At 47.8% G+C, this 14,431-nt stretch carries 11 protein-coding genes and 2 pseudogenes; 2 read left to right on the forward strand and 11 right to left on the reverse strand.

The annotated features are described in order from the left end of the window. Window positions 1-46 precede the first annotated feature (46 nt). Window positions 47-1,039, forward strand: coding sequence for a quinone oxidoreductase family protein (locus ACVC9U_RS14145; protein WP_075755446.1), 993 nt, complete (start codon window positions 47-49; stop codon window positions 1,037-1,039). Between the two features lie 93 nt (window positions 1,040-1,132). Here ACVC9U_RS14145 and ACVC9U_RS14150 read toward each other — a convergent pair whose 3' ends face one another. The 9 genes and pseudogenes from ACVC9U_RS14150 to ACVC9U_RS14190 form a co-directional block, all read right to left on the reverse strand. Next, window positions 1,133-2,044 carry an AEC family transporter gene (locus ACVC9U_RS14150; RefSeq protein WP_075755444.1) on the reverse strand — a complete coding sequence of 304 codons (912 nt, stop codon included), beginning with the start codon at window positions 2,042-2,044 and terminating at the stop codon, window positions 1,133-1,135. A gap of 14 nt (window positions 2,045-2,058) precedes the next feature. Continuing rightward, the gene (locus ACVC9U_RS14155) at window positions 2,059-2,238 is read right to left on the reverse strand and encodes a hypothetical protein (protein WP_075755442.1); all 180 of its coding nucleotides are present in this window, start codon (window positions 2,236-2,238) and stop codon (window positions 2,059-2,061) included. Then, window positions 2,231-2,425, reverse strand: a complete 195-nt coding sequence (locus tag ACVC9U_RS14160; protein ID WP_154495915.1) for a hypothetical protein — start codon at window positions 2,423-2,425, stop codon at window positions 2,231-2,233. The genes ACVC9U_RS14155 and ACVC9U_RS14160 overlap by 8 nt, the downstream gene beginning before the upstream one ends. A 373-nt stretch (window positions 2,426-2,798) precedes the next feature. Beyond that, window positions 2,799-3,599: a formate/nitrite transporter family protein gene (locus ACVC9U_RS14165; RefSeq protein WP_075755438.1), complete on the reverse strand. Its 801-nt coding sequence runs from the start codon at window positions 3,597-3,599 to the stop codon at window positions 2,799-2,801. 245 nt (window positions 3,600-3,844) lie between these two features. Next, window positions 3,845-5,472, reverse strand: a pseudogene (gene abc-f, locus ACVC9U_RS14170) (ribosomal protection-like ABC-F family protein). Between the two features lie 335 nt (window positions 5,473-5,807). Continuing rightward, window positions 5,808-7,346 carry a bifunctional GNAT family N-acetyltransferase/carbon-nitrogen hydrolase family protein gene (locus ACVC9U_RS14175; protein WP_020450701.1) on the reverse strand — a complete coding sequence of 513 codons (1,539 nt, stop codon included), beginning with the start codon at window positions 7,344-7,346 and terminating at the stop codon, window positions 5,808-5,810. A gap of 23 nt (window positions 7,347-7,369) precedes the next feature. Continuing rightward, entirely contained in the window at window positions 7,370-8,032 is a 663-nt protein-coding gene (locus ACVC9U_RS14180; protein WP_059230677.1) for an HAD family hydrolase, read from the reverse strand. 138 nt (window positions 8,033-8,170) lie between these two features. Then, window positions 8,171-8,575, reverse strand: a complete 405-nt coding sequence (locus ACVC9U_RS14185) for a CBS domain-containing protein (RefSeq protein WP_411802123.1) — start codon at window positions 8,573-8,575, stop codon at window positions 8,171-8,173. Between the two features lie 190 nt (window positions 8,576-8,765). After that, window positions 8,766-9,134, reverse strand: coding sequence for a YhcU family protein (locus ACVC9U_RS14190; protein ID WP_020450698.1), 369 nt, complete (start codon window positions 9,132-9,134; stop codon window positions 8,766-8,768). A 112-nt stretch (window positions 9,135-9,246) separates the two neighbouring features. Between ACVC9U_RS14190 and ACVC9U_RS14195 the strand changes: the two genes are divergently transcribed. Beyond that, the gene (locus ACVC9U_RS14195) at window positions 9,247-10,164 is read left to right on the forward strand and encodes an RluA family pseudouridine synthase (RefSeq protein ID WP_441391184.1); all 918 of its coding nucleotides are present in this window, start codon (window positions 9,247-9,249) and stop codon (window positions 10,162-10,164) included. Between the two features lie 37 nt (window positions 10,165-10,201). On the opposite strand, the pseudogene ACVC9U_RS14200 reads toward ACVC9U_RS14195, so the two are convergent. Next, window positions 10,202-10,777: pseudogene (locus tag ACVC9U_RS14200) on the reverse strand (class D sortase); the annotation flags it as partial. Then, the gene (locus tag ACVC9U_RS14205; RefSeq protein ID WP_441391185.1) at window positions 10,774-14,394 is read right to left on the reverse strand and encodes a DUF6359 domain-containing protein; all 3,621 of its coding nucleotides are present in this window, start codon (window positions 14,392-14,394) and stop codon (window positions 10,774-10,776) included. The pseudogene ACVC9U_RS14200 and the gene ACVC9U_RS14205, both read right to left, overlap by 4 nt. Window positions 14,395-14,431: the final 37 nt, after the last annotated feature.

Genomic DNA, 14,431 nt, shown 5'->3' on the forward strand with positions numbered 1-14,431 from the left:
CATGTCCATAATTTAACACAACCAACTCGAATGGGGGGAATTTTTTATGAAAGCGATCATCCATGAAGGAATCAAGGGCCTTTCAGGGCTGAAATATACAGACGTTTCCGACAAAACGCCCGGTCCGGGCGAAGTCAAAATCAGACTGAAAGCGGCCGGGCTGAACCACCGTGACTTGTTCCTCTTTCAATCCAGGGAGGCGGGTGATGCCCCGTTTATACCCGGCTCCGACGGAGCAGGCACGATCGAAGAGACAGGCGAAGGCATTCAGGGCCTCGCCGTTCATACAGAGGTGATCATCAATCCGAGCATCGGCTGGGAATATACGGATTCTGTTCCGCAAGTACCCGACATTCTCGGCGGCCCATCTGACGGAACCTTCGCAGAGCATGTCATCGTCCCGGCGAAGCACGTGTTGAAAAAGCCGGCGCACCTTTCCTGGGAGGAAGCAGGCGTCCTGCCTTTATCCGCTCTGACCGCTTACAGGGCTTTATTTACAAAAGGACATTTAAAAAAAGGCGAACATATCTTAATACCGGGAGTCGGCGGAGGCGTCGCCACAAATGCGGTACTCATGGCAAAGGCAGCGGGCGCGCGGGTGACTGTAACCTCCCGAAGCGAAGAAAAAAGAAAAGAAGCGCTCCGCTATGGGGCGGACCTCGCAATTGAAAGCCGCGGCCTGTGGAAAGAAAGCTTGGGCGGGGAACGGGTTGATTTGATCCTCGACAGCATCGGCCCGGCAACTTTTGCGAATTATTTCGATGTCATCAAGCCGAACGGAAGGATCATCAATTTCGGCGCCAGCTCGGGAGACAGCATCCAGCTTCCGCTGCGCTCGCTCTTTTTCCCGCAAATCAGCATCATCGGCACTTCGATGGGCAGCCTCGAAGAATTTCGGCAAATGATTGATTTTATCGAACGCCATTCGCTTAAGCCGGTACTTGATCAAGTGTTTCCTTTATCAGAAGCGGCTGCGGCCTTTAAACGGATGAAAGACGGGGAGCAGTTTGGAAATATCGCTTTGCAAATAGGCGGGTAAACTCTGGGGAACGGCGGCTTGCCATGTCATCAGCCGCCGTTTCAAGCTGCCTTTTTGTTTTCGCCGGAAAAAAGGCCGCCTGAAAGATTCAGGTCAGCCCCATAATGAAAGCAGCCACAGCACGACCGGAAGGGTGACGATGCTGAGCATTGTACTGATAAAAGTCGCGCTTGAAACGATTTCCGGCTTTGTTTCAAACTGAACCGCCATCAAAGTCGTATTCGCCGCCGTCGGCATGGCCGCCGCCAACACCATGATCTCTTTGACCAGTCCGTCGACGGGAAGAATCAGCGCAAACCCCAAGGCAATGAGCGGAGACACGAATAATTTCAGCAAGAGCGAGTAAGAAATTTTCCGGTATTCGATATGTTGAAAGGAGATCACCGCAAGCTGCATGCCGAGAATAATCATAATCGTCGGAATCGCAGCATCCCCCACCAATTTAATTCCCGTCATTAACTGTTCGGGAATCGAAATATGCCCCAGCTGAAAGCATATGCCGAGCAGCGCACCGTATGCGACCGGCATCCGGATAACCCTTGTCATCACGATTTTAAATCCGCCCGCTTGAGGGCTTCCTTTCGCTGCATAATATATGCCGATCGTGCTCATGACAAGCTGCTGAAGCACCATCAGCACAACGGCGATATCAAGCCCGGCCGTGCCGTAGACTAGCAGGACGACGGGAGTGCCGTAGTTTCCGTTATTCATGAAAGCGGATGATAAAACGAGAGCGCACCGCTCCTGATTGGAATACCCGTAAACATATGAAATGAGGTAGACAAATAGAATCAAAGTGAAACAGAGGCCGAGACAATAGACAGACATATAGATATAATCCATCGTCAGCTTGTTCTCATAAAACGTATCAAATGCTAAAAACGGAGACATTAAATACAGGGACATTTTAGATAGGTTCTGAATATCAAAATGAAGCAGCTTTTGTCCGATAAACCCGATCGCAAATATCCCGAAAACCGGCAGTAAAACAAGCACAAACTCCATGATGCACCTTCTTTTTATGTATAACCGTTCTCATTAATACTATCAATCATATAGAAAATTCCGTTTGTTTTCAACGGTGTTTCCAGCCCGTTTGCAGAAAAAGAGCTCCCGTATACCCGGCCCTGCTTGGCTAGGTGTGCGGCAATCTTCTTCATGTTCTGGGATGCGGCTGTAAGGAGAACTTGTTCACTCACATTCCGTTTTCCCTGAAACAGACAAACGATTTTGCGGGCCTCCCATATATGCCGGGTGATGACTTTCTGGCGGTTCTTTGATCTTGGCAGTGCTCAAGCAATAGGCATGTTTCAGGATTTTTATATGACCGGCAGCCTTTTCAGTCTTGCTGGTTTGGGCAAATGCAACTGCCTTTTTCACTGTCATCATGAAACTTCCATATATCACTCTCCCCCCTTTCAAGTGGCATCATTTTTTCTGCCGCGGGCAAATAAAAACCGCAGACAAAAGAAGACAACCAATGCCTCTACTGTCTGCGGGGAGTTGCGGATGTCCGTCTATTCCGATTTTAATGGGTGCGATAAGCATTGGTTAAGGAAGGACACGAATTCTTCCGCAGGCTGAATGAGCCATGAGCTTTTCCTTGTGTATCACATTCAGCTGTCTCATTGTCATGTTGTTCAGCCTCCGTTACTTTTTTCTTACTCTATAAGCACACCCGCCTAATCCCATTTCATCATCATCTTTTTCCAAAAACGGTCGGCATTTGTATGTTTCATCGAGTGGATTTGCCCTTTGTTTATGATACCCGCTTTATTTCTTGTCTAGAGCGGTCTTTCTTGTGGTATCCAATAAAATAAATGAGACCGACAAACACGGCTCCGCCAATGACATTGCCGATAAAAGCCGGAATGATGTTTCCGATAAACTGCCCCCATGTGAACGAGCCTGCAAAAATGGCTGCGGGAATCACAAACATGTTGGCGACAACGTGCTGAAATCCGATTGCGACAAAAGCCATAATTGGGAACCAGATGCCAAGGATTTTTCCTGCTCCGTCTTGTGCGCCGAAAGAAAGCCATACCGCAAGACATACAAGCCAGTTACAGCCGATGCCGGAAATGAGAACCTTGCCGAAGCTCATATCCAGTTTTCCTTGTGCAACGGCGATCGTTTTTTCTAAATAAGGGCCTGTTTCAGTCAATCCAACCAAATGTCCGAAAAAGTAAGCAACAAACAGTGCGCCGATTAAGTTCATCATCGTAACGATTCCCCAGTTAACCGCCAATTGTTTCAGTGATATTTTTCTTGAAAATAAAGCCATCGCAACGGACATCATATTCCCTGTGATCAATTCAGCGCCAGCGAGCACCACAAGTATCAGACCGACAGGAAATACCGCAGCTCCGATTAGGCTGGACAGGCTTCCCCATTCTTTCGGCAGATCGCCGATTACCCTGATATCAAGCAAGTACCCAAGCGCGATAAATGCGCCGCCTAAAAACCCCAATACAAGCAGAGACGGCAGCGGGAGCTGTATTTTTTTCATTCCTGCTTCAATTGCCGCATCCGCTATTTCATCCGGTTTTCGAAAAGCCATACTAAACCCCTCCATGATTTCTTCTATTCTCACAGTTATGGCAGAAAGACAATAAAAAAAGGCAGCACTCAAATAACCTGTGTCAACCAGGCGTTTGAATGCTGCCTAACTTGTATGCATACCCATACAACAAAATCAAGCAGAATTAAGATATCGAAAGAGAATATATACAGTCCGTGCATACATTCCATTGCTTTTGCCTTCTATAACTGTAGCAATATCCTATCAAATGTGATAAAAATGTGTCAATCCTGCCGCCGTTTCTCTCTTGCGAATGTATAGTTCCCTTCGTACTTGATGAGTTTCCTGCCGTCAAGCCACCAGGTAACATTGAAAAGCCGGTCAAGAAAGTATCTGTCGTGCGAAACCGCAATAATCGTCCCTTGAAATTGACTTAATGCTTCTTCAAGCATCTCCTTCGATTCGATGTCCAAATGGTTTGTCGGCTCATCGAGGATCAGCACATTATGGTTTTGGTGAACGAGCTGGGCCAAGCGGAGCCGCATCCGTTCGCCTCCGCTTAAATCTTTCACTTTTTGAAAGACGGATTGGCCAAAAAACAAAAACTTTGCAAGCAACATTCTGGCTTCGCCTTCTGATGCAGAAACATGTTCACGGAATTCGGCTAAAACCGTGCGCTCTTCCTCCATTTCGCCGACATGCTGCGTCAGATATGCGGCCGATAAATTGCTGCCAAGCTGCACGTCACCGCTGTCCGGCGTTTCCTTTCCGCTAATGATGTTGAGCAGCGTCGTTTTGCCGCTGCCGTTCTCCCCGACGATGGCGGCGCGCTCCTGAAAACGGACATGCATACTGAGATTGTCAAAAAGCGCCCGCTCACCGAAGCTTTTGCAGACATCCTCAAGCTTGACGACATCTTTTCCGCTTCGTTCATCCATGCTGAAAGCTAAATCGATCTTTTTGCGTTCCAGTACGGGTTTTTTCACCTTCTCCATGCGTTCCAAAGCTTTTTCCATGCTTTTCGCTCGCCGGTGCAGGCCGTCATTCGGAGGATTGGCGCGATTCGCCCATTCCTTCAGCCGCTTGATCGTTTCCTTCATTTTTTTGATTTTCTTCTGCTGATCCTGATAGTCATGAAATTCTCTCATGAGGCGCTCTTCCCGTTCATCGGCATAATGTGTATAGCCGCCTTTGGAAAAGTGAAGCTCTCCCTGGTCGATTTCAAGAATTGAGGTGACCGCTTCATCCAGGAAATAGCGATCATGCGATACGATGACTGCTGTGCCTTTGTACTGCTTTAAAAAAGATGTCAGCCATTCGATCGCTGTCAAATCCAAATGGTTTGTCGGTTCATCCAGCAAAAGCAGATCCGGAGCTGCCAAGAGAAGCCTGGCAAGACCCGCTTTCGTCCGTTCTCCTCCGCTTAACTCCCGCCACTCGGCATCGAGTAGCCGCTCAATATTCAAACCGTGCGCCACCCGTTCGATTTGCGCACTGATGCTGTAGCCGCCTTTTCGCTGAAATTCATCTTGCAAAGCCCCGTACTTTTCCAAAAGAAGACTGAGTTTTTCCGCGTCCTTTTCAACCGCCAATTGCCGTTCAATCCGGGAAAGCTTCTGCTGTGTGTCCCATAATGATGAAAAACGTCATAGAGCAGCTCTTTTACCGTTTTCCTGCCGTCCCATGCGGGATTTTGCTCCAAGAGCCCCGTTGATAATCCTTTTTTCCAAGTCACAAGGCCTTCATCAGGTTTCATTTGGCCGCCGATCAGCTTTAACAACGTCGTTTTCCCTTCCCCGTTTCGTCCGATCAGACCGATTCGCTCCCCTTGGTGCAGGTCCCATGACAGCCCGCTGAAAATCGTATGTCCTCCGTATGTTTGCCCGACACGTTGCAAACTGCATATTATCATCTATCTTTCCTCCGCATCCCGTGAAGAGACACTGAGCATAAAAAAGACGGCAGAGCTTACACCCCGCCGTCAGCATCAGAAAATCCGATTGTGGGCAGATGTCTCTCACTGGTATTTTTTCCAATTGAATGTGTAAAAAAGGGCAGACTGATCCCGTAATACGCATTCCCCGGAAAAAATCGCGCGACAAATATACAGATGAGCTTGCATATCCGTCATGCGCTTACCAGTTTGATTCATCTTTTCCACCTCCTTTTAATAGTTACAATATATGAAAAATAAAGATAAAAGTCAACATGAAAAAGCCGGCCTCAAGCGGCCGGCACACGAATCTGCTATTTTTGATAATGAATCCGGTAGATGTCATGGCGTCTGTCCTTGAGCTGCCGGACCGTTCCGTCCTGCCGCTGTCTTCTGAGAATTTCCAGGTCGACATCGCCGATGACCACCATTTCAATGTTCGGATTGCATTCGCCGACGATTCCGTCCCTTGCGAATTCAAAATCTGAAGGAGCGAAAATCGCGGATTGCGCATATTGGATATCCATATTTTCGGTTTGCGGCAGATTGCCGACCGTACCGGAAATAACCGTGTACACCTGATTTTCAACCGCTCTTGCTTGAGCGCAGTATCTGACTCGCAAGTAGCCTTGGCGGTCTTCCGTGCAGAAAGGGGTAAAAATAATCTTGGCCCCTTTTTCGGTTGCGATTCTGCCGAGTTCCGGGAACTCGATGTCATAGCAGATCTGGATCGCGATTTTGCCGCAGTCTGTGTCAAAGACGCGCACTTCGTCCCCCCTGCTGATGCCCCACCATTTTCGTTCATTCGGGGTAATATGAAGCTTATATTGCTTTTCGATCGTTCCGTCTCTTCTGAACAAGTAAGCGATATTGTAGATCTTCCCTTCTTCTTCAACGAAGTGGGAACCGCCGATAATGTTGACATTGTATTTAACGGCAAGATCTGTGAACAGGCTGATATAGTCTTCTGTATATTCGGTAATCCGCTGAACGGCCAGGCTTGGTGAGCGCTCTTCAAGAAACGACATCAGCTGCGTCGTAAAGATTTCGGGATAGACGGCAAAATCCGCTCCCGCGTCTGAAGCTACATCTGCATAGTATTCGACTTGGTTGGCAAACTCCTCGAAGGAATGAATCTGCTTCATCTCATATTGAATCACACAGATTCTCACCGGAAAAGCTGATTTGTAATAGCGCTTCGTCTGCGGCAAATAGTCGACATTATTCCACTCCATCAATGTCGCATATTTGCTTGATGCTCTGTCATCCGGGAGATAGTTCGGGTTGATCCTCATCATCGTAAAACCGTTCAACAGTTGAAACGAAAGGACCGGATCATAGATCTGGTGGTGGATGACTTGTTCGACATACTCCCTCGGCGTCATCTCGGAAGCGTACTTATGATAGTTCGGAATCCTGCCGCCGATGATAATGCTCTTTAAATTTAAGCGCCTTGCCAGATCTTTTCGCGCTTCATAGAGACGGTGGCCGATCTTCATCCGTCTGTATTCAGGATGAACCATAACCTCGATCCCGTACATGTTTAAGCCGTCGGGATTATGATTCGTAATATACCCGTCGTCTGTAATATCCTGCCATGTATGTCTGTCATCATATTCATCAAAGTTGATCAACAGGCTTGAACAGGAACCGATCACTTCTCCGTCAAGCTCTGCGCAAAACTGGCCTTCCGGGAAGTGTTCCAAATGGCTTTCCAGATGTTCCCGTTTCCATGGGATCATTCCCGGAAAACATAGCTCTTGAAGCCCGATGATACTGTCGATATCTTTTTCTTCAATATTGCGGATGACAATCTTTTTTTCAAAGCGGGAAAGATCCAGTTTTTCAGACACGTCCCATTCCTCCTCTGCCTTCTTTATGATGGGTCGGAAATTTTTTCAATCAGCTGCTCCAGCTCCATTTCCGCCATTGATTCCAAACGGTGGTCATAATGCTCGAACAGCAGGCTTTTCGTTACTTTATTCGGTACAATCACACATTTCATTCCGGCTCTTTTCGCGGCGATTGATCCGTTGACAGAATCTTCGAAAGCAATGCACTCCTCAGGCTTTACACCGAGACATTCCGCCGCTTTTAAATAGAGTTCCGGGTTCGGTTTGACTTCCTCAACATCATCGGCCGTTCTGATGCACTCGAAATCATCGTACAGGCCGATTTGTTTCAAATGCTGGGACACCCATTTATAATCCGAGCTTGACGCCAGGCCGATTTTTAAACCGAGCTCTTTCGCCGCGGACAAATAAGCTTCCACACCGGGACGCGCTTTTTCGCTTTCCATTCTTTTCGTAAAACGCTCTTGCCTCAATTTCGTCAATTGCTCATGGTCCAGCTTTTTTTGCAGCTGCTCCTCCAGATAAGAGAACGGCTGGAACCCGGCGGCCGTGCCGATGACATTTCCCCAAACCGACATTGGCAGCTCTGAGCCGTGCTCTTCAAAAATTTCCTGGAGCACTTCATATTCATGCGTTTCTGTATCTAAAATAAGACCGTCAAAATCAAATATCACTGCTTTAATCATCGCGCTTTAGCCCAACTCCTTTTGACTGTTTGCACCATTCATTGTATCCTTCTTGCCGCCCCTTGAAAAGAGAAGACACTAAAAACCGGTATGTATAAATGAAGAAGAGCCTGCTGTAAGAGGCAAGCTCTTCCGTTCTTACTGAGTCCGTGCCGGAGTGGAAATGTTCGTAAGCGCCTGTCCGGCAGATTCATTGGACATTTCGTTTACCGCCAGATCCCCGAGCGCCAAAATCCCGACTAAATGGTTGTTATCGACGATCGGCAGACGGCGGATTTGGCTCTGAGCCATCAGCTGTGATGCTTCTTCAAGGCTCATGTTCGGATTCCCTGAAACAACATTTGTTGTCATAACGTTTGAAACAGGTGTCTGCCCATCCTGGCCTTCCGCTGTCGTTCTGAGCGTGATATCACGGTCTGTGATCATTCCTTTTAACACGCCTTGATCCACGACCGGGATCGCCCCTATATTATGGCGGCTCATCAACTCAGCCGCTTCTTGAACCGTTTGATTGGAAGAAATTGTTGCCACTTGTCTAGACATCGCATTGCTGATTGTCGTCAATAGACTGCACCCCTTTCGATTGTTAGTATGCACAGGTCATGTACATGCTAAAAAGGAAGTTGGCACCATTTCATTGTGTTTTCCGCTTTTTTCTTATATCATCTTTTCATAAAAAGAAGAGCTTTTCCGAAAACGGAACAAGCTCTTTCAATTCAGGCAAAAGCCGGTTTTACATCAGCATTTTATTGTCGGTATTCACGATATGAAAGTCGGCAGATGTCAGAGGGAAGTACAGACCGCAGTCATTCAGCTTGCGGCAGTTTTTATCGAACAAATCACGGTCTTTCAGCACCCACCGGCGCTTCGCCTTAGTTAATAAGGCATGGATCAATTGCAGGCTTGTCATAATCTGAAACGCTTCATCGAGCGTTCCTTTGTATTCATCCTCTTTCAATTCAAGCACGCCCTGCTTTTTAAGTTCTTTTATTTTTTGTTTATTCAAGTACAATGGAAATATTTGATACAGCTCTGATACAAGCTCTTCTATATAAATTTCTTGTTCTTCAGTTGCTGCCTTTACAATTCGCAAATTGATCACCCTTCATCCCTTGTTCAAATCTCTTCAAACAGAATAGCATACATAAACAATGGGCTGTGAAGGTAAGTGTTTCCTAATGGCTCAACGCTTTTTACAGAAAGGAGCAGTAAAAATGAACCAAAAAAATCACGGCTTAATCTTTAATGCAGGCAGCCGGCATCACGGCGAACATTTATTTGCATATTTAAAAAGAGAAGCGAAAGCATCGAAGCCTGTCATTCAATACTGGATCGCAAATGAGAAAATTAAAGTGAATCATAAACCCGTGGATCATAACGTTCAGCTTGAGAGCGGAGACAGCGTGATGATCGATCTCAGAGAGGAAGAAGAAAGCGGAATCGTCCCTGAATACGGGGAACTTCCCGTTCTGTTTGAAGATGATCATATGCTCATTGTCAATAAGCCGGCGGGAATGGCGACACATCCGAATGAAGCTGGCCAGACCGGCACGCTGAGCAACCTTGTGGCGTTTTATTTTCAAATGAACGGGGAGGAGCGAAAAGTCCGGCACGTCCACCGTCTTGACAAGGATACGAGCGGCGCTGTCGTTTTTGCAAAGCACCGCCTCGCCCACGCCCTTTTAGACGAACAGCTGCAAAGAAAAGAACTGGCGCGGACATATCTAGCTGTAGCGGAAGGGAAATTCAGAAAAAAAACGGGAACCATTTCGGCGCCGATCGGCAGAGACAGGTACCATCCCGTTAGAAGAAGGGTGTCCAATTCCGGACAGCCCGCCGTGACCCATTTTGAATCGATAGGGTATGACAGCCGGCACGATGTTACACTATGCAGGCTGCAGCTGGAGACAGGCCGGACCCACCAAATACGTGTTCACCTTGCAAGCATCGGTCATCTCTTGTCAGGCGACACTTTATACGGCGGTTCAGAAGGGCTTTTTCCGAGGCAGGCTCTTCACGCGATCGAAATCAATGTCACCCATCCGATCACAAAAGAACGCGTCACTGTCACAGCACCGCTGCCGGATGACTTGAAAGACGAAATCGGACGACTGTTCGGCACGATTGATTAACCATAAAAAGGCTGTCCATTAAGGACAGCCCAAGCGGTTTTGCATACATAATATAGCGCTCAGGCGCATTTCCGACATAAGAAAACGGATAGCATGTCGTTAACAGCAATTCTTCTTTTTCGTGCTGCAGCGTGATGATGGATGTATCATCTTGATCAACAATTTTCGTGTGTGTGATTTCATATTCGAAGCTTCCGTATGGAAGCTCGATTTTCAGCTTATCACCGATTTCCAGCTCCCCTGTTCTGCGAAAAACCGTATCCCTGTGCCCTGAAAGAACAATTTGCCCGTTTTGTTTTGGATAATAGCTGTCTTTATAATGACCGACGCCTTTTTCCAAATCATCGGGACTTGTTCCTTCAACGATGGGAAGCTCAGCGCCCAGTCTGGGTATATAGAGGATGCCTGCCGCTTCGCCGTTGGCGGGCTTAAACGATGCGGGCGCTGAGGGGTGCTTTGCTGAACGGACGGATTGACTCGATGCAATGGCTTCTTTTGCTTCAGTTAAAGAAATATCGGTCTGTCTGTTCATATCGAATATTTTCCAGCCGCCATATGCAAAAATGGCAAGCCCCGCCGTCATCAGCAGAAACGATAACATCTTGACTTTCATAGTTTTGCAATACCCCTTTTCCGCATATAAAGAATCGCTCCGAACATAAACGTCAGGAAGCCGTACAAAAGAAAACCGCCGTAAGAAGCCGCCGTATCGGGCAGCTTGTGCTCTTCACGCGAATCTGACAAAAATGCATCATTTGACAGACCGTTCATCTTCTCCTCCGGCGCATCCGCCCCTTCACCGATCGTCACGCCTGCAACAGGAACAGCACCGCTCTTTGACGTATCACCGGTATCGCCATGCACCGGCTTTTCTCCGCTGTCATTGCCGGGCTTTTCTCCATCGCCCTTATCTCCAGCCGGTTTTTCTTCGTCATTCGGATCAGCGCCTCCGCTTCCCGGTTTTTCTTCGTCATCAGGATCAGCTCCGCGTCCGGGTTCTTCTCCCGGACGTGAATCATCTTCTGCTAATTTTTTGATTCGTCCTTCGGGAGCATAAGCGATCGGTTCTTTAAAGCTTTTGACAAATTCTACTGTAGCTTCGATATCTTCCGGCCCTGTGACCGGATTTTTTCCAAGCCGGGAAATCGGCAAATACTTGCTGCCTGAAGCAGATGCCATAAAGTTGTTTACGGTCAGCGTATATGTCCGGTCTACATCAATCGGCGTTCCGTCCTCAAGAAAAATATCCGCGGTTTTGTTTGTTTTCGGGTCCCACGTGTAGGTAAAGCCGCTGATCGAGTAATCCGGGCCGTATGATGGGGATATTTGCGCGTCTATAATATCGTATAAATCCCTGCCTTTTATTTCAAGCCGGACGAGTACATTGCCGAAAGGCTGGATATTGAACAAGTCTCCCCATGTAATCGTTCCTTTTTTTAAATCTTGACGGATGCCGCCCCCGTTCATTAATGCGAAATCTGAATTCATCGCGCTCCGCATCCCGTCAGCAATCAGATTCCCGAGAGGGGTGTCTCCGTCGTTTGAATAGCCTCCTGCCATATCGTGTGCTGCTTCACCAACTTTCTCGCCGATGATCGGCGCAACCATCCGCTCATATTTATCCAGTATCTGACCGACTGCCGGATCAGGCTTGAGCTTTTCCTGATTCACATATTCGATTTCCGCTTTCTTTTGTACGATGTCTTTCGATTCCCGGTCGATTTCAAGATCGACGATACCGATTGCCTTCCCGTATTCGTATGCTTGGACGATTAAAATATCATTGACTTGGCCGTTGACCACTTCATGATTGTGGCCGGCAAAGATGACATCGATCTCAGGATCTGCTTTTTTAGCAAGTTCGGCTGATTCACCGGTCACAACTCCGCCGTCCTGGGAAGCTGTCATATGGGCGAGTACCGCTATCGCCCGGACTCCTTTCGCTTTCAGTTCTTTTGCAGCCTGGTTGACGGCCTTTGTTTCATCTGTAAATTCAATTGAGCGAATTCCTTCGGGCATAACCATATTGGCGGCCGCTTGTGTCACAACACCGATAAAAGCGACAGGCACCCCTTCAACTTCAATGATTTCATATGGAGGAAGAAAGCTTTCCCCGTTTGTTTTCAACTTGCAATTGGCGCAGACAAGCGGGAAATCCTGTCCGTCATAGCCTTTTGTCCCTTTCCCTTCAGGGTGTTCGCCGCCGTTCAACATGCGCAGCAGCTCTTCGGTTCCTTCATCAAACTCGTGGTTCCCGACGGTTCCCACATCAAATCCGATTTCCTCCATGACTTCAACTGTCGGTTCGTCCTGAAGCAGGGAAGAAACCGGCGAGCTTCCGCCGATCATATCACCTGCGTGGACGATCAGCGTATTTTCCCGCTCGGCTTTTTTCTCTTTGATCAATGCTGCTGCATAATCCATCCTGCCGAATGTTCCATCCGTCCGGCCATCGCCGTTTAGATCGAGCTCATATTGTTGATCGATCTTTCCGTGCAGATCATTCATGCTTAACAGGCGCAGCGGAATATTGCCGCTTTGCTCTTTTTTCGAATAGCCTGCAGCTTCCGCTTCTTCAGCCGACGCAAAGAAAATTCGTCTTTCCACCGGAATCTCTCGCCACTTTTCAGGCGCGACATACATTTTTTCTGCAGAGTCACCGACATGCCGCGTCAGTCCTTTGCCCTGCTCCCTGGCACGAAATTCAAACGGCATTTCGAGGAGCGGATCAGCGGGATTCCAAATACCGATTTTCTCATCTTTCGCCTTTTTGACGGCGCTTTGAAACAATTGATAGTCTTCATCACTTCCAACCGGCCAAATGAAATAGGTGACGGCCATCCCCTTTTGGACAAGCTGTAAATTCGTATTGACGCCGTCTTTAGTGATGACTTGGGCAAGCAGGCGGCCGTAGCTGTCTTTTGCTTCCTTGCCCACCTTCACAGTGACTTTGTCTCCCGGAGCCAATATAGACTGCAAATATTCCTTCGCCTTGTTGCCGTGCTTCAGCTGGTTTTCATCTAATTCATTTTTCGGCGTATGATAAGTTTCGGCTGTATCTATGTTGACATAGCGGACTTTTGCAGATCCGAGAACCGGCTCTTTTAAGTGAATCGTATCCCCGTCAACAACTCGTTCCACAACGCTTTCGTATTCCCCTTCAGCAGCGGGGGGAGGATGCGCGATGCCGTCTAATTTTCGAAGATCTTCCTGTTTTCTCGGCAGAAGCTGCACCGTATCATAACGGCTTAATATGCCGGTAATTTCGTACCATTGTCCTTGTTCTATCGAATCGGCGGCATTCGTTTGTTCCATCACCCTTAGTGTGAGCGGATGATAGTTTTCATCGATCATCGTGATATTATAGCCGCCGCCTGCCGGCGCATCCGGCTTTGTTTCAATAAAGCCTTTCATCTTCACAAGCCGGCCTTCGTATTCAGCTGCCGTTCCCTGATCGAGCACATCTTTAATGGTCAGCGGAACAGGGTCGGGCAGTACCGCTCCTTCTCCGGTTACTTCAATGCCTGACGGTACGGGAACGATTTCTGTCAATCCTTTGTATGTCGTAATCTTCCCCGTGACCGAAACGGACATTCCCTCTTTCAGCTCCGGAAAATCGTCTTGTGCAGCGGAATAGATATTGATGCCCGCCGTTTCGTCCTGAATAAATGTGGACAGCTTTCCTCCTCCGACAGCCGCCTGATCCGCAGTGACGATTCCTGTGATTTTGACCGTTTCATTTAAAAGCTTGCGCGCTTCAGCTATCGTTTTGATCTCAGGCTTGGCAGGCGGTGCATCGCCTCCGGAAAATGTGATGGATTGAACGGATTTCAAACCGGGGGAATTAAAATATGTAGAGCGTTCGCCTTCGATGATGAGTTTTTTTCCGATGAGATGAGGGTTTGTCTTTAAACCGAACTGGTCTCTGAAAGATGCGGGTATCTGCACGGGGAGTATGTTCTCAGGTGATGTTTCCTCTTTTTCATCAGCGATTGCGATGTTATAATCGTTGGCGAAATTTCCGCTGAAACGATAATGGCCGCTCGAGACAGTGTGTCCGACGACATACCCTTCAACGGCTGCATGCCCTTCGTTGTGCTTAATCGCTTCTTCTACGGTAATCGTTTCTGAAGCGCGCGATATGTCCGCAAACGGCGTCAAAAAAGACGCAATCATCATAAGCGTGATCGTTAAACCAGCTAAAAAACGACACTTTAGAACATTGACCATATATTCGCCTCCCGTTTTTTGCTTCCTGTCAAGTTTA

This window comes from Bacillus sp. GM2 (assembly GCF_056155945.1).